Here is a 15,378-nt window from a genome sequence, read left to right as displayed (position 1 = left end):
GGGGCGGGATCAGATCCGGTCGTCCTTGTCGCGCAGGGAGTCCTGGACGCCGCGGGCTCGCTTCTCGGCTTCGGTCATGGCTTCCTTCGCCTTGCCCTTCGCCTGGTCCGTCTTGCCCTCGGCCTTCATCCGGTCATTGCCGGTGACCTTGCCGACGGCCTCCTTGGCCTTGCCCTTGGCCTGGTCCATCTTTCCCTTGTCAGCCATGTGAACTCCTTGTTGAGGAAACCCTGACGGGGATAAATTAGGCGAAGTCAGACCATCTCGCACGGCGAGGCCGGCGCACGGCGGGGGCTGCGTCCGCCGTGCGGAAGCAGGAGCCCGCGAGCCCGGCCCGGTCCAGGAGACATCCCTCAGGCCGTGTCACCCCTGCTGACCGAGGCGTACACGGACCTGGCCTCCCTGCCCAGCCGCGGCCCGGCGAGCCAGGTGGACCCGAGCGGGCCTATCGACGTGTTGCTGACCAGGGCGGAGCTGCCGTCAGGACGCCGGGCGAACCAGCCGCCGCCCGAGGAGCCGCCCGTCATCGTGCACCCGATGCGGTACAGCGAGGGCCGGTCGGGGCGCAGGGACAACCGTCCGGGGCGGTCCTGGCAGGTGAACATCCGCTCCCCGTCGAAGGGGTCGGCGGCCGGGTAGCCAAAAGCCTTCATCGCCGGGATCGCGGCCGTGGGCGGGGCGTCGAACCAGACCGGCACGGCCACCCCGGCCGTCTCCTGGAGGGATGCGCGGGTGTCCTTGCGGGCCACGCGCAGCACCGCGAAGTCCCCGGACGAGCCGCCGCCGCCGGTGGTGGTGCCCTCGGCGATCCACTCCTCGGAGGTCGCGGCCCGGTCCGCCCACCAGGTGCCCAGCGGCGCGACCTCGGCCGTGCGGCGCGATGCGCCGGCCAGGCCCCGGTCGTTGTAGGAGGGCACGAAGACGATGTTGCGGTGCCAGGTGCCCCCCTTGCCGCCGTGGACGCAGTGGGCCGCCGTCCACACCAGACTGGAGCGGCCCGGCCGGGCCGGGTCCTCGACGGCGGTCCCGGAGCAGACGCTCGGACCGTCGGGCCCGTCGAAGAAGACCTTGCCCACCGCGGGAGCACTCGCCCGGTAGGGGGCCCGCTCGGGCCGGGCCGGCAAGGCCGCCGGCTCGGGGTCGGTCTCCCCCAGGTCCGCGCCGAGCCCGTCCGCGACGGAACGGCCGGACGCATCGGCGTCGGCCATGCGCTCCGGGGTCCAGAGGCCGGGGATCACGGGGTTGGTGAAGGCCGGTACGGCCCGGCCGAGCGGGGAACCGGCCTGGACGGAGCAGGCCGTCGCGCCGCCGAGGACGGCCAGGACCGTGAGCAGGACGACCAGGACGTCGGTACGTACGGCGCCCCTGGGGCGCCCGGAGTGCGCGCTCACGATGCGATCAGCCGCCGAAGCGGGCGGACTTCGGGGCCGGAAACCCGACGGCGGCCCTCGGGAGAGCGCCGGCGGTCGCACGAGCGGCGAGGGACGCGGCTCGGGTACGGGTACGGGTACGCGTACGGAACATCGGAATCCCCTTGTTGCTTCGGTATGTTCGGCCGCCCGCAGAGCTGCGGAACGAGGACACCCGCGGACACGTCCGCCGGCCCGGTCGGGTTCGGTTGTCCGGCCGTTTTGGCACTTCGTGATGAATCGGCGGGCACCCGGGACGGCGCCGACGGGCGACGGCAGGGGTGCGGTGCCAGGCTGAGGCCGTACCGGCCCCCAGAAAGGCAGCACGATGATCACCACGAATTTCGCCCCCGGCTCTCCCTGTTGGCTCGACCTCGGCACGCCCGACGTCGGCGCCGCCGCGGCCTTCTACGGAACCGTGCTCGGTTGGGAGTACGAGTCCATGGAGGGGGCTCAGGACATGGAAGGCGGCATGTTCCGCAAGGACGGCAAGGTCGTCGCCGGGCTCGGCAAGCTCACCGAGGAGGGCGCGCGTCCGGCCTGGATGATCTACTACAGCGTCACCGACGCGGACGCCACGACCCGGGCGGTGGAGAGCGCGGGCGGCACGGTTCGGGTGGCTCCCAGGGATCTCGGCGAGTGGGGCCGGATGGCGCAGTACACCGACCCGCTGGGGGGACAGTTCGCCGCCTGGCAGCCGGGCAAGGACACGGGCGTCGAGCTGGTGGACGAGCCCGGCTCACTGTCGTGGACCGAGCTGTACACGACCGCCGCGGAAGCCGCCAAGGAGTTCTACGGCGGTGTGTTCGGCTGGCAGTACAGCGACACGGCGATGCCCGGCGGCGAGGGCACGTACACGCTCATCACCCCGGCCGGGCTCCCCGAGGAACGCGTGCACGGCGGCCTCATGGAGCTGCCCGCGGAGCACCTGGCCCTCACGGACGGACGGCCGTACTGGCACCCCGTCTTCGCCGTCACCGACTGCGACGCCGCCGTCGCCAGGGTCACCGAGAACGGCGGCAGCGTGCAGATGGGGCCGGTGGACGCGGAGGGCGTGGGCCGGCTCGCCGTCTGCCTCGACCCGGCGAACGCCGACTTCGTGCTGCTCGCACCGGCCCGGGGCTGAGCGGAGACGGGACGAGCGGGGTCACGGCCCGGGCCCGGGCCGTGACCCCGCTCGTGCGGGAGCGTCGGAACGCGAAGGAGCCGCCGACCGCGGCTCAGGAGTTGCGGCTCTCGGCCTCGGCGTTGGCCATGGCTTCGGCTTCGCTTTCGAGCATGGCTATGGCGACGCCGAACGCCTGGGCGATGTGCCCGGCCGCCGACATGACGCGCGCCGTGCCCACGACGGGCGCGATCGCGACGAGTACGTCCTGGAGCTGCTCGACGGTGAAGTCGGCCTTGACCGCGGGGCTGATGTGGGCCAAGTAGGAGATGGCCGGTGCGTCCATGGCGACGAGGGCGGCGATGCGGGTGGTGATGAGTGTCTTCTCGTCCATGGTGCAGTGCTCGACGGAGTCGATGGTCATCGCGGCGAGCGTGTCGAGAACGGGAGCGTCAGACCTGGTGGCCATGGCGGAACCGCCTTTCGGTGCTGAACCGGTCCGGCCCGTCGCCCCCGACCGCGGGACCGGGGCGCGTGGGTGGGGTTGCCGTTTCAGCGTAGGCGTCACCCGGAGGCCGCGCCCGTTGGGCTGTCCGGGTGGGAGGCACCCTCCGGAGCGGCGCCGACGGCCGCTGCCGCCCGACCGGACAGCTCGCGTGCGGCGACCGCCCGGAATCCGTGCGGCGGGCGGCCGGTGAGGCGCCGGACCGTGTCGGTGGTGCGGTCCTCGGCCCCTCCGGCGATGGCCCGGTCCATCCCGGCCAGCATCGTCGCGAACTCGCGTGGGACGACCGCGGCCAGGCGCTCGCGCATGGCCTCGTAGGTCAGCCGGTGGTGGACCACCGGGCGTCCGGTGACGTCCGTGAGGACCGCGGCGATGTCGTCGTGGCTGAGCGCTTCCGGCCCGGTGAGGACCAGGTCGGCGTCGGGGGCCCGGTCGTCGGTCAGAGCCCGTACGGCGACGGCGGCGATGTCGTCGGCGTCGACGAATCCGACCCGGCCCGTCCCGGCGGCGGTCAGGATGGCTCCGTCGGTGCGGATGCTGTCGGCATGGCCATGCGTACCGGTGAAGTTCTGCATGAACCAGGAGGGGCGCAGTACCGCCCACTCGTCGAACAGACCGGGCAGGGCCGCGTGCACCTGCCCCACCGCGGGGCCGCCCTCGGCGATGGCCGAGGAACTCAGGAGTACGGCGCGGCGTACGCCCGCGGCGCGGGCCCGGTCGAGGAAGGGCAGCATGACCGCGGCCGGGTCCGGTTCGCCGATGGGCGGTACGAGGTAGACGCGATCGGCGCCGGTCACGGCGGCGTCGAAGGCGCTGGGGTCGTACCAGTCGAAGCGGACCGGTTCGGCGCCCGGGATCGGGGTGGCGCGACGGCTTGCGGCGCGGACCCGCCGGCCCTCGGCGATCAGCCGCTCGACGGTGCGGCCGCCGGTGGTGCCGGTGGCGCCGATGACCAGGGTGGTGCCGGTGGGGTCGATCGTGTTCATCGGGCGCTGCTCCTCGCGGGATCCGTGGCGAAGTCCACCCCGGGTTCCTGGACGGTCAGGGGGTTCCAGTAGTCGCGGTAGGCGGTGAACTGCCCGTCCTCGACCGTCACGACGGCGATGTAGGTCATGTCGAAGGGGCCCCCGGTCGCGACCACGCGGCCCACTCCGCGCATCTCGACCACGATGGTCCGCGGGTCGGTGGTCTCGTGGATCCGCAGGTCGGGGAAGTCGTGCAGGTCGATGTGGTCGGGATAGTCCCGCATGTAGGCGGCGACGGCCTCCCGCCCCTCCAGCCGGCCGGGCCAACCAGGCGGGGCGAAGGGGAACTCCATGGTTCCGTGCTCCGACCACAGACCGACCCAGGAGGCGATGTCCTTGTCGAGGAGCAGGCGCAGGCTGTGCCGGTACAGGTCCGGGGGTGAGGTGGTTGCGGGCATGGCGGCTCTCCGTCCACTACGATACGGACCAGTGGTCCGCTTCTCGCTCCGAAGATACGGACCGTGGGTCCGTATCGCAAATGGAGGAACAGTCCCATGACCGCCGAACGCAAGCCGCGCAAGGACGCGGTCCGCAACCGGGCGGCCGTCTTCGCCGCCGCCGACGCCCTCTTCGCCCAGTGCCGGAGCCCCGAAGAAGTGACCATGGCCGACATCGCGACGGCGGCCGGCGTGGGCAAGGCGACGCTCTTTCGCGCCTTCGGCGATCGCACCGGGCTGATCCGCGCGCTGTACGAGGCACGGCTGGCCCCGGTCAGGGCAGCGATCGAAGAGGGTCCCGAGCCACTGGGACCGGCCACACCACCACTCGAACGCGTACCGGCCCTGCTCGACGCCGTCCTCTGCTTCAAGCTCGACAACCGCCACCTCGCGCTGGCGCTGGAGGGAAGCGGCGCGGACAGCCCCTACCGGGCGGACCACTACGACCATTGGCACGCGTTGGTCCGGGACCTGCTGCGGCGCCTCCCCGGTCCGCCCGACAGCGACTTCACCGCCCACGCGCTGCTCGCGGCCACCCGGGCAGACCTGGTCGCCTACCTGGCCGGCGACAAGGGCGTACCCCGTGAGGAGCTCAGGGCCCAACTGGCGGGCTTCACCGCCGCGGTCCTCGATGCGCGGACCCGGCGGGGGACGGCCGTCGAGGGCTGACCGCCTGCGTCAGACCGCCCCGGGCGCGGGTGGGGAGGGATCCTCGGCCGCGGCACCGGCGCAGCGGCGGGCGAGGTGCGCGAAGGCCTCCCTCAGCTCGGCGGGCCGGACGCCGTGGACCTCGGCGTCGAACCGGCCGATGGTCGAGGCCAGGCCGATCCAGGACCAGGAGCCGAGGACCAGCCGGCAGCGCTCGGGGCCCAGTTCCTCGACGAATCCGTCGCGGGCGTACGGAGCGACGGAGGCCGCCGGCAGGTCGAGGATCGCCTCGCCGCGGCAGGGCCAGTCGGCCGGTCCGTCGGATCCCCGGAACCGGCCGGTGACGAAGGCGGCCACGTCGCCTCCGGGCAGCTCCCGCGGGGTGAAGCGGGGGCCGGTGGGACTGCGGGGCGCAATGCGGTCCACGCGGAAGGTGCGCCAGTCGTGGCGGTCGAGGTCCCAGGCGAGGAGGTACCAGCGCCCGCCCCGGGTGATCAGGTGATGGGGCTGCACCCGGCGCCGGTTGCCGGAGCTGTCGCCCTGGACCGGGACGGACGGGACGGACGGGACGGACGGGACGGACGGGACGGACGGGACGGACGGGACGGAGGAAGAGGACGGCACGGCGGGGGTGTGGTCGAAGCGGAGCTCCTCGCAGGCGTGGATGGCGGTGCTGATCGCCATCAGGACCTGGCTGTCGACCTGTGCCGGACCGGCCTCGGGCGGGGCGACGACCGTCACCCGGAGCAGGTCGATCCGGTGGCGCAGTCGGCTGGGCAGCACCTGGCGGAGGGTGACGAGTGCGCGCTCGGCCGCGTCGCCGATTCCGGATCCGGTCGCGGCGGCCGTCTGGAGGGCCACCGCGAGGGCGACGGCCTGGTCGTCGTCGAACAGGAGCGGGGGCAGCTGCGAACCGGCGTCGAGCCGGTAGCCGCCGTCGGGACCCTTGGAGGCCGCGATGGGGTAGCCGAGCTCGCGCAGACGGTCCACGTCGCGGCGGACGGTACGCGCACTGATGTCCAGCCGGGTCGCCAGCTCCTGCCCCGGCCAGTCGCGCCGGGTCTGCAGCAGGGACAGGAGCGCGAGCAGCCGCGCGGAGGTTTTCGGCACGGTGCACATTCTGCGCGGGGTAGCGGACAGATCCTGTCCGCTACCCGTGGGAGCGTGCTGACACAGCGGCGAACCGCTCGGTGAATCCAGGACCAGGAGCCATTCATGTCCCTCACGACCACGACCCACCTGAACTTCCGGGGTGACGCCCGCGCGGCACTCGACTTCTACGCGTCCGTCTTCGGCGGGACCGCCGCCGTGGTCACCTACCAGGACGTCGGCAACGTGCAGGACCCCGCCGAGGCGGACCGGGTGACCTGGGGCCAGGTGACCGCGGCCAACGGTTTCGCCGTCATGGCCTACGACGTGCCGTCCCGGATGCCGTGGAACCCGGGCGAGAACGCCGTCTTCGTCTCCGTGCGCGGCGACAGCGCCGACGAGATCACCGCCCTGTGGGAGAAACTGTCCGTCGGCTCGACCGTCGTGCAGCCGCTGGAGCCCGCCCAGTGGGCCCCGCTGTACGGCATGCTCAAGGACCGCTTCGGCATCGTCTGGGTCCTGGACGTCGTCGCCGCCCCGTACAACGGCTGAGGTCCGACAGCGATGACCGTCCTCGACACCCGCGCCCTCAACCGTGCCACGCTCGCCCGGCAGTTCCTGCTCGACCGCACCGGCGCCCCGGCGGCCGACGTCGTCACACACCTGTGCGGCATGCAGGCACAGGAACCGCAGGAGCCGTTCACCGGCCTGTGGGCGCGGGTGCGGGGCTTTGCACCGGTGGACCTGAACGACCTGCTCACCGGCCGGGACGTCGTACGCACCCACATGATGCGCCGCACCGTCCACCTCCTCGGCGCCGACGACGCGCTGGCCTGGCGGGCCCGGCACGACAGGATGCTGCGCGGGCGGGTCCTGGCCACCTACCGCCGCGAGCTCGCCGGAATCGATCCGGAGGAGCTGGCGGCGGCCGGCCGGGCGGTCATGGCCGACGGCCGGCCCCGCACGATGGCCGAGCTCGTCGGGGCCCTCCCCGACCGCCGGCCCGCACCGCCGCGCCGGGTACTCGGTGAACTGCTGGTCGCGGCGCTCCTCCCGATGGTCCAGTTGCCCCCGCGCGGCCTGTGGCGCACCGGGGGCGGAGTGCGCAACGCCCTCCTCACGACCTGGCTGGGACGCGACATCGCGCCCCTCGACCCGGACGCCGCCGACCCGGTCGGCCAGGCTCTGGTCCTCCGCTACCTGGCCGCCTACGGGCCCGCCGCCTCCGCCGACCTGCGCGCCTGGTGCGGTCTGGCCGGGCTGCCCGCGGCGGTCAAGGCCGTGCGCGGGGAACTCGTCGCCTTCCGTGACGAGCGGGGCCGCGAACTCCTCGACCTGCCCGACGCGCCGCGCCCGGACCCGGACACCCCGGCGCCCGTCAGGTTCCTGCCTGCCTTCGACAACGCGATCCTCGGCTACCAGGACCGCACCCGGATCATCGACGACGCGCACCGGGGCCTGTCGGTCGCCGGCGAGCGCGTCGTCCTGGTCGACGGGCGCGTGTCCGCCACATGGGCCCGGTCCGACGACGCACTCGTCGTCACCCCGCTGCGCCGCCTCTCCCCCGCCGCCCGCGACGCCGTCGAGGAGGAGGGCCGGGCCCTGGCGTCCTTCCTGACCGACCACGCCCACGACCGCGTACGCATCGGCGGCCCGCCCGCGTGAGCGCCCCGTCAGGCGATCCCAGGAGCCGAGGCCGGCACTCGAACCGGGGCCGGGACCGGGGTGCGGAGCATCGTCGCGCAGCGGTGGAGTTCCGCGGCGAGGGCGTCGCAGCGGCGCAGCAGGGCTGCGTGCGGCCCGGGGGCGCCGTGCGGCCCCGGGGCGAAGTCGGCGGGGCAGGCCGCGATCCGGGTCGGGGCCACCCAGCCTCCGAGCGCCCCGGCCACCGTACGCAGGTGTTCGCACACCACGTTCCCGGTGCGCGGCCCGGAGCCGTGGGCGAGGAGTCCGACCGCCGTGTCGGCGAGCCAGTCGCCCGGTACCTCGTCCAGCGCGAGCTTGAGCAGGCCCGAGTAACTCGCGTGGTGCACGGGGCTGGCCAGGACCACGGCGTCGTGGCTGCGCCGCGTGTCCCGGAGCCGCGGGGCCGAGGGCTCCGCCAGTTCCAGCAGGGTCACGGTGGCGCCCCGGGCGAGCAGGGCATCGCCCACCAGCGCGGCGAGCGCGCTGGTTCCGGAGCCCGCCCGGGGGCTTCCGCTGATCAGCAGGGCGTGCACGGTCGGCCGTCCTTTCCGTTGTCCGTTCCTCCCTCATGCGGCGTCGATCAATGTCCACGGCACGGTGCGGCCGAGCGCCTGCCGGGGTTTGCTGCGCGCCCAGTGCAGCACCGATGCCGCCATCACTTCGCCGGGATCGGCGACCTTGCGGGTGGGTTCGAAGGGCTCGCTCATGCTCGTGTAGCTCTGGAACATCGCGAGGAGCTTCACTGCCTCCTGCTGGACGGGAGAGAGCCATTGCGCGGCCAGCGGCAGGAAGAAGCGGTTCCAGCTGTCGGTCGACACGGTCGGCGGCTGCGCGATCGGGTCGACGCCGTGCTCGGCCCGGAAGGCGTTGAGCGTGTCGCACGTGATGCGGACCAGGTCGGACAGGCGCATGCTGTCCTGCCCCGCCGCGATCACCTCGGTGAGCGGCGCGGCGGGCGGGGCGCCGAGGGCGGCGTCCGCGATCACCTCGGCGACCTCGTCGACTGGGCTGATCTCGGCGTAGCCCTCCGGGTCCCCCACGACGACCGCCGCGAGGCCGGAGACGAGGGCCGGGAAGAGGCTGTAGGGGCCGGAGAAGCGGCCGATGCGGCCGTCGCCGCGTCGGCCCAGGACCAGCGGCGGGCGGACGATGGTCGCAGGTCCCCGGTGATCGGTGGCCACGATCTCCTCGCACACGGACTTCGACCACTCGTAGCCGTTGCGGTAGCCCTCGAACTCCTCTCCCCTGAGGTCCTCGGGAGCGCGGACTCCGCCCACGTAGGCGGTGGAGACGTGGACGACGTGGGTCTCCGGGCCGGCGAGCGCGAGCACCGCGCGCAGGGTCCGGATGTTGGCGTCGGTGGCCTCCTGACGGCTCATGGTCCACCGGGTGGAGGCCGCGGTGTGGACGATGGCGTCCCAGGGCCGCCCGGTGAGGCGGTCCGGGGCGGGTTCGGCGCCGATGTTCCAGGGCACGGGACCGGAGCCCGTGGTGGCGGTGGCGCCCGCACGGCGCGCGGTGCGGACGATGTCGGTACCGGTGCGGCCGACGGTCTCCGCCGCGAGACGCCCGGCCACTTCGGTGCCTACGACGCCGCAGGCGCCGGTGACGAGGATGCGCATGGCAGGAACTCCCGGGGTTCAGGTGGCGGGCTGCAGGACCAGGCAGACGTTCTGTCCGCCGAAGCCGAAGGAGTTGGAGAGCACCGGGGCACTGTCCACGACGCGCGGGGCTCCGGCGACCACATCGATCCGGTCGGACTCCGAGGCGGTGGTGAGGTTGGCGACGGGCGGCACGATCCGCCGCTGCGCGCAGGCCAGGGCGATCGCGGCCTCCAGGGCCCCGGAGCCGCCGATGAGGTGCCCGGTGACGCCCTTGACTGCGGTCACCGGCGGGGCCTGCCCGTTGAAGCACCGGTGGATCGCGGCTGCTTCGGCCCTGTCGTTGGCCTGGGTGGACGTGCCGTGCGCGCTGATCTGGCCGATGTCGGAGGGCAGCAGTCCGGCGTCCGAGACGGCCCCCGCCATGCAGGCGGCCGCGACGGCCCCGTCCGTGTGCGGGGCCACGATGTGGTGGGCGTCGGCGTTGGTGGCGTAGCCCGCGATCTCCCCGAGGACGGTGGCTCCGCGCATCAGTGCGGACTCGCGCAGTTCCAGTACGAGCACGGCCGCGCCCTCGCCCATGACAAAGCCGTCGCGCGCGGCGTCGAAGGGGCGGCTGGCGCTGCGGGGATCGTCGTTGCGGGTGGAGAGGGCCTGCATCCGTGAGAAGCCGCTGAGCATGAAGGCGGTCACCGCGGAGTCGAACCCGCCGGCGACGGCGACGTCGAGCTCCCCGTGCTGGATGCGGCGGGTTGCCTCGCCGATGGCCGTGGCGCCGCTGGCGCAGGCCGTGGAGTAGGTGACGCAGGAACCCTGGAAGCCGTAGTGCATCGCCACGCGGGCGGCGGCGGAGTTGGCCATGGTCCGGGGCACGGAGTGCACGGGCATGGCCGTCGGGTTCGCGTCGTTGTCCCGGACGAGCGCCTCCATGGTGGGGAGTCCGCCGATGCCGGTGCCCAGGTGGACGCCCACCCGGGAGGGCGTCAGGGTGGGCAGAGCGGCCTGGCGTACGGCGTCGGCCGCCGCGCACAGGGCCAGTTCGGTGGGCCGGTCGATCTGGCGGCGCTCGCGTCGGGTGAGGTAGGAGTCGACGTCGAAGTCGGGTACCCGGCACGCGATGTGGACGGGTGAGCCGGTCTCGATCAGGTCCTTGTGAACCTCGGCGGTGGGGCGCGCCGCGAGGACGGTGTCCATGACCTCGTCGAGGGTGAGTCCGGCCGGGGACTTCACGCCGATCCCGGTGACGACCACGCGCGGGCGCGGGTCGGGCCGGCCGGGGCCGGCGGTGGGGCGGTGCCAGATCATGAGCGGCCTGCCCGGTGCTCGGCGAGGAGGGTGACGGCCTCGCCGACGGTGTCGGCCCGCATCAGGTCCTCGACCGAGATCTGCACGCCCAGCGCGCGTTCGAGCTGCGCGCCGATCGACATCATCTCCAGGCTGTCGATGCCGTATTCGGCCCGCAGGTCCGTGCTCTCCACGATGACGTCGGGCGTGGTCCCGAGGACGTCGGCGATGGTTTCACGGACGAGGCCGAAGAGGTCGACGGGCGGTGCGGGGACGGGTTCGGTGGGGTTCATCTGCTTCCTCCGGTGAGCTGAAGGGCGTGGTCGTCGTGGTGCGGGGCGGCGGTGTCCGTCACTCGGGAAGGCCGGCCGGGGCGGCGGCCGCGGCCAGAGCGGTGTCGAGGATGTCCAGTGCCTCGTCGAGCTCCGCCTCGGTGGTGACGAGCGGGGGCAGTAGCCGCACCGTGGTCGGACGGCCCAGGCAGGGCGAGACCAGCAGTCCGTTGGCGGCGAGCGACACCACGGCCTCACCGGCCGCTCCGGGGGTGGTGAACTCGATGCCCCACAGCAGCCCTCTGCCGTGATGGGCCCCCATCACCCGGGGGTGGCGCTCCGCCAGCGCGCGCAGGCCCTGGGCGAGCCGGGCCGACACCATCCGTCCGTGCTCGGCGAGTTCCTCGATCGCCTCCAGCGCGGCGGGGAGCGCGGCGCAGCTCAGCGGGTGGCCGCCGAAGGTGGCCGAGTGCAGGAACGGGTCCTGCGCCAGCGGGGCGTAGAGCTCCGTGCTGCAGACCGCGGCGGACAGCGGCACCACTCCGCCGCCGAGCGGTTTGCCCACGAGTACGGCGTCGACCGGCAGGCCGTCCGCGAGGGCGACCGAGGGCTCCCCGCAGCGGCGCAGCCCGCACTGGATCTCGTCCGCGATGGCGAAGGCCCCGTGGGAGTGCGCGTCCTCGCACCACTGGTGCAGGACCTCGGTCCGCAGCGGGACGGCGCCGTTCTCGCCCTGGACGGGTTCGAAGATCACGGCGGCGACCGGCGCCGACTTCAGCTGCGTGCGTACGGCGTACGGGTCCTCGGGGTCGATGTGGACCACGTCGACGACGGCGCCCCGCAGCCCGGACCGGAACAGCGGGCTGTGCGTGAGGGAGAGGGCGCCCAGTGTCTTGCCGTGGTAGCCCCCGGTCACCGCGAGCACCCGGTCCCGGCCGGTGGCGAGCCGGGCGAGTTTCACCGACACCTCGACGGCGTCGGCACCGTTGAGGCCGAAGTAGACCTTCGGGAGGCGGCCGCCGAGGTACTCGGAGAGCCGGGCCGCGGCCCGGGCGGCCACCGGGTTGGCCAGGCTGCGCGTCGACGTCGGCATCACGTCGAGCTGCCGGGCCACGGCCGCCACCACGCCGGGGTGGCGGTGGCCGAGGAGGGCGACCGCGTACGAGCCGAAGTCGAGCGCCGTGCGGCCGTCGGAGAGGGTGACGCGTGAGCCGAGGGCGCCGGCCTCCACGGCTCCCCGGCCCGCGAACTTGCCGGTCAGGGCCAGCTTCGGGGACTGGTGGCGGCGGAGTTGTTCGAAGACCTCGCCCGCGGTGGGCGGGGCGGTCGTGGTCGGGGCTGCCACAGGGGACCTCCTGGAGGGGGTGGGGTGGGGGAAGGGGCGGACGCGGTGTGCCGGGCGCCTCAGCGGGCGGTGTCGCCGGTGAGTCGGCGCTCCAGGGCGTGCAGCATCTGCTCGGCGTTCTCCCGCAGGGCGGTGGCGGCGACGGGGTTGAGCATGTCGGCGAGCAGCGGGATCCCGATCTCGAACTCGACGGTCAGGCTGACGTGGCTGCCGCCGTCGTCGGACGGGCGGACCGCCCAGTGGCCCACGAAGTGGGCGAGGTCTCCGCTGACCTGGTGGAAGTCGAAGCGCCGGGCGGCGTGGTCGAGCCGCTCGGCCTCCACCCATTCCAGGACCGAGCCCTTGAGGTGGACGGACCAGGCCGTCGTGCGCTCGTCCGGGCCGGCGCGGTCGACGATCGTGACGGATTGGACGCTGTCCATGCAGGAGGCGTAGCTCTCGACGTCGATGACGGCGTTCCAGCTGTCCTCGGGGCGGGCGGCGATGGGGATCTCTACCTGGACGAGGGGCATGGGTGCGGTCTCTTTCCGGTGGTGGACGTACGGGGCTCGCGGGCAACGTTCGGGAAGCGGCGCCGTCAGGACCTGGGCGCGAGGGCCTGGGCGCGGGCCGCTTCCAGGGCCGGCGGCAGCAGCAGGCGCAGGATCGTGCGGGGCAGCCGGCCGGTGTGGTTGAGCGCGTAGGTCTGCTCGACCAGTTCGCAGCCGAACTCGCGCTTGGGCTCGTAGGCGGTCTGCGCGAACCGGATGTGCCGGCAGCCCCGGGCGATGGCCAGCTCGATCGCCGCGTAGTGGAGGTTGTGGTAGAGCCGCGCCCGGTGGGCCAGCGCGTAGTCCATGCCGATCCGGGCGCCGACGGCGCCGCGGCCGCGGAACAGGCAGTGCAGGTAGCCCACGAGGCGCTCGCCCTGGAAGCAGGCGACCAACCGTTGCTCGGCTCCGGCGCCCTCGCCCTGGCCTCCTTCGCCCCCGTCGCCGTCGCCCTTGCCTGCGGACAGGGCCCGTACGAACTCCTCGTCGAGCACGTCGAGGGTCTGGTCGGCGCGGTCCATGACCTGGCGGTACAGCCCCATCATTTCGGGGACGAGGTGGCCGAACCCGTCCAGCACCTCCATGCGCAGGTCCTCCTGCCGGCGGAACTTCCGTATCTTGTTGCGCGCGTTGCGCCGGGGCTTGGCCGGCAGCGTCGCCAGGTAGGACTCGAAGTCCGGCTGCTCCAGCAGCAGTTCGGTGTCCGGCAGTGAGGCGACGGTGAAGAATCCCTCCCGGTCGAGGCCCGGTCGCAGCGCGTCGAGGTCGTCCGGGGCGAAGTCCTTGAAGACGACGGTGCCCAGCCGGTGCCCGCGGGCGAAGTCCATGACCTCCCGCACCAGCAGCAGCGCCACCGCCGCGGGGAGCCGGCCCCGGCCCATGACGTGGCCCTGCCCGAGGAAGTTGCCGCAGAACAGCATCGGCACCCGCACGAGCCGGGGTAGGGCCCGGGCCACCGGTGCCATCAGGCGGCGTTCGCGCGGCCCCACGACCCGGTCGAGCCGCAGCCCGTGCACGGCGCTGAGCGGCAGGACCGCGAAGGGCAGCCCGTCCTCGCGCACGAGCAGGTAGGCGTAGGCGTCGGGGCCGATCTCCGCCCCCTGCATGGCGGTGAACACGTCACGGCCCCACATGGGGTCGTCGGCCGGGGCCAGTTCGTCCCACACCTGGCGGGGCAGGTCCTGGGCGCGGTCCAGCCGCTCCACCGTGTACGCCGGTTCCCGCCGGGCCCCGGCGACCGCGGCGGGTACGGCGACCGCGGCGGGTGCGGCGGGTACGGCGGGTACGGCGGGTGCGGCGGCCCCGCGGTCAGCCGACACGGAGCGGCCCGCCGTCGAGCACCGCGCACAGCTGCTCGGCCATCCGCCCCCGCGAGGGCGGGTGGAAGTTCAGGCCGGCGGCGGCGGAGGCCAGGTAGGCGCCCTCGTCGGAGCCGACGAACGACATGCCGCCGAGCGCCTCCAGGGCGGCCGTCGTGGTCCGCGCGATGGCGTCCTGGGCCGCGTAGCGCGCGGTGAGCGCGGCGACCAGCAGCGGCTCGCCCCGGTCCGGGGACTCCCCCATGGTCCGGGCCACGGCCTCGACGGCGAGCATCGACGCGTCGAGCTCGGTCACGAGCGCCGCGCGCACCGCGGCGGGGGCGCGCCCCTGCCGCAGGACGCGTTCCACCAGGGCGCTCGCCGTGCCCAGGTAGCCGGCGGTCATCAGCAGTTCGAACCAGAGGAAGCCCGCCACGTTGAGGGAGTCCAGCACCGAATCGGCGGTGACCTCGGTGAGCACGACCATCTGCGGGTCGAGCACGACGTTCTCGAGGACGACCTCCTCGCTCTCCGCGCCGGCCAGTACCGTGCTGCGCCAGAAGGGCCGAACGGACACCCCCGGGGTGTCGGCGGGGACGATGGCGACGCCGAGCCGTTCGGTTCCGGCCTCGTCGGTCATCACCACCGATGCCGTCAGCAGGTCCATCGAACGGGCCAGGCTGCACGGCTTCTTGCTGCCGTTGAGCACCACCTCGCCACCTCGGCGCACGGCCCGGATGCCGGGCCGCAGGATGGACTGACCGGTGTGGCCCTCCGAGAATCCGGAGGCGAGCAGCATCCGCTTGCCGACGATGGCCTCCAGGAGCATCCACTCGAACCCGGCGCCGTTCTTGGCGGCCTCCACCAGGCTCGCCACGGAGAAGTGGTGCATGGTCGTGGCGACGGCCAGGGACGGGCAGCGTGCGCCCACCGCACGTTGCAGGCGCACCGCCTGGAGGGGGTCGGCGCCGATGCCGGTGTTCTGCCGCGGAACCAGCAGGGCCGCGCCGCCCGCCTCCCGGAAGGCCGCGACGGCCGGGCTGCCGGTCCGTTCCAGGTCGGCCAGCCGGTGACGGGCCAGCTCGGCGTCGAGGCCGGGGAGCAGCGCGTCGAGCACCGCGCGTTCGGTGTCCAGGAAGCCCAT

At 73.6% G+C, this 15,378-nt stretch carries 18 protein-coding genes; 4 read left to right on the top strand and 14 right to left on the bottom strand.

Annotated features, from left to right (window positions below; all coding sequences use genetic code 11):
- Positions 1-9: 9 nt before the first annotated feature.
- Together IE257_RS10920 and IE257_RS10915 are read right to left on the bottom strand one after the other, a co-directional pair.
- A complete protein-coding gene (locus IE257_RS10920) occupies positions 10-207 on the bottom strand; it encodes a CsbD family protein (protein ID WP_030387853.1) in 198 nt (65 codons plus the stop codon).
- Between the two features lie 146 nt (positions 208-353).
- On the bottom strand, positions 354-1,391 hold the full coding sequence (locus IE257_RS10915; RefSeq protein WP_229920254.1) for a trypsin-like serine peptidase: 1,038 nt from the start codon (positions 1,389-1,391) through the stop codon (positions 354-356).
- 346 nt (positions 1,392-1,737) lie between these two features.
- On the opposite strand from IE257_RS10915, the gene IE257_RS10910 reads away from it, so the two are divergent.
- Entirely contained in the window at positions 1,738-2,535 is a 798-nt protein-coding gene (locus tag IE257_RS10910; RefSeq protein ID WP_189967195.1) for a VOC family protein, read from the top strand.
- A gap of 94 nt (positions 2,536-2,629) precedes the next feature.
- Here IE257_RS10910 and IE257_RS10905 read toward each other — a convergent pair whose 3' ends face one another.
- From IE257_RS10905 to IE257_RS10895, 3 genes are all read right to left on the bottom strand, one after another.
- Entirely contained in the window at positions 2,630-2,983 is a 354-nt protein-coding gene (locus IE257_RS10905; protein WP_189967193.1) for a carboxymuconolactone decarboxylase, read from the bottom strand.
- Positions 2,984-3,078: 95 nt separating this feature from the next.
- Complete coding sequence (locus tag IE257_RS10900; protein ID WP_245385038.1) at positions 3,079-4,005, bottom strand: NAD(P)H-binding protein; 927 nt, start codon at positions 4,003-4,005, stop codon at positions 3,079-3,081.
- Complete coding sequence (locus IE257_RS10895; protein WP_189967191.1) at positions 4,002-4,442, bottom strand: nuclear transport factor 2 family protein; 441 nt, start codon at positions 4,440-4,442, stop codon at positions 4,002-4,004. The genes IE257_RS10900 and IE257_RS10895 overlap by 4 nt, the downstream gene beginning before the upstream one ends.
- 96 nt (positions 4,443-4,538) lie before the next feature.
- Between IE257_RS10895 and IE257_RS10890 the strand changes: the two genes are divergently transcribed.
- Complete coding sequence (locus IE257_RS10890; RefSeq protein ID WP_189967189.1) at positions 4,539-5,150, top strand: TetR/AcrR family transcriptional regulator; 612 nt, start codon at positions 4,539-4,541, stop codon at positions 5,148-5,150.
- 9 nt (positions 5,151-5,159) lie between these two features.
- On the opposite strand, the gene IE257_RS10885 is transcribed toward IE257_RS10890, so the two are convergent.
- A complete protein-coding gene (locus tag IE257_RS10885; RefSeq protein ID WP_209468371.1) occupies positions 5,160-6,248 on the bottom strand; it encodes a helix-turn-helix transcriptional regulator in 1,089 nt (362 codons plus the stop codon).
- 96 nt (positions 6,249-6,344) lie between these two features.
- Here IE257_RS10885 and IE257_RS10880 point away from each other — a divergent pair, with 96 nt between their 5' ends.
- Both IE257_RS10880 and IE257_RS10875 read left to right on the top strand, forming a co-directional pair.
- Positions 6,345-6,770 (top strand): VOC family protein, encoded by a 426-nt coding sequence (locus IE257_RS10880; RefSeq protein WP_189967185.1) that lies wholly within the window; start codon positions 6,345-6,347, stop codon positions 6,768-6,770.
- 12 nt (positions 6,771-6,782) lie between these two features.
- On the top strand, positions 6,783-7,883 hold the full coding sequence (locus tag IE257_RS10875; RefSeq protein ID WP_189967183.1) for a winged helix DNA-binding domain-containing protein: 1,101 nt from the start codon (positions 6,783-6,785) through the stop codon (positions 7,881-7,883).
- Positions 7,884-7,891: 8 nt separating this feature from the next.
- On the opposite strand, the gene IE257_RS10870 is transcribed toward IE257_RS10875, so the two are convergent.
- From IE257_RS10870 to IE257_RS10835, 8 genes are all read right to left on the bottom strand, one after another.
- A complete protein-coding gene (locus tag IE257_RS10870; RefSeq protein WP_189967181.1) occupies positions 7,892-8,437 on the bottom strand; it encodes an NADPH-dependent FMN reductase in 546 nt (181 codons plus the stop codon).
- Positions 8,438-8,470: 33 nt separating this feature from the next.
- Positions 8,471-9,526, bottom strand: coding sequence for an SDR family oxidoreductase (locus IE257_RS10865; protein ID WP_189967179.1), 1,056 nt, complete (start codon positions 9,524-9,526; stop codon positions 8,471-8,473).
- An 18-nt stretch (positions 9,527-9,544) separates the two neighbouring features.
- Positions 9,545-10,810, bottom strand: a complete 1,266-nt coding sequence (locus IE257_RS10860) for a beta-ketoacyl-[acyl-carrier-protein] synthase family protein (protein WP_189967177.1) — start codon at positions 10,808-10,810, stop codon at positions 9,545-9,547.
- Positions 10,807-11,082, bottom strand: coding sequence for an acyl carrier protein (locus IE257_RS10855; protein ID WP_189967175.1), 276 nt, complete (start codon positions 11,080-11,082; stop codon positions 10,807-10,809). Before IE257_RS10855 ends, IE257_RS10860 begins: the two co-directional genes overlap by 4 nt.
- 58 nt (positions 11,083-11,140) lie before the next feature.
- On the bottom strand, positions 11,141-12,406 hold the full coding sequence (locus IE257_RS10850; RefSeq protein ID WP_189967173.1) for a class-III pyridoxal-phosphate-dependent aminotransferase: 1,266 nt from the start codon (positions 12,404-12,406) through the stop codon (positions 11,141-11,143).
- Positions 12,407-12,465: 59 nt separating this feature from the next.
- Positions 12,466-12,918 carry a type II toxin-antitoxin system RatA family toxin gene (locus IE257_RS10845; RefSeq protein ID WP_189967172.1) on the bottom strand — a complete coding sequence of 151 codons (453 nt, stop codon included), beginning with the start codon at positions 12,916-12,918 and terminating at the stop codon, positions 12,466-12,468.
- A gap of 65 nt (positions 12,919-12,983) precedes the next feature.
- Positions 12,984-14,255 (bottom strand): GNAT family N-acetyltransferase, encoded by a 1,272-nt coding sequence (locus IE257_RS10840; protein ID WP_229920253.1) that lies wholly within the window; start codon positions 14,253-14,255, stop codon positions 12,984-12,986.
- Positions 14,245-15,378 carry an acyl-CoA dehydrogenase family protein gene (locus tag IE257_RS10835; protein ID WP_189967170.1) on the bottom strand — a complete coding sequence of 378 codons (1,134 nt, stop codon included), beginning with the start codon at positions 15,376-15,378 and terminating at the stop codon, positions 14,245-14,247. Before IE257_RS10835 ends, IE257_RS10840 begins: the two co-directional genes overlap by 11 nt.

The sequence above is a fragment of the Streptomyces avidinii genome (assembly GCF_014650695.1).
In the GTDB taxonomy this organism is placed as follows: domain Bacteria; phylum Actinomycetota; class Actinomycetes; order Streptomycetales; family Streptomycetaceae; genus Streptomyces; species Streptomyces avidinii.
This window is presented reverse-complemented; position numbering and strand designations above follow the sequence as displayed.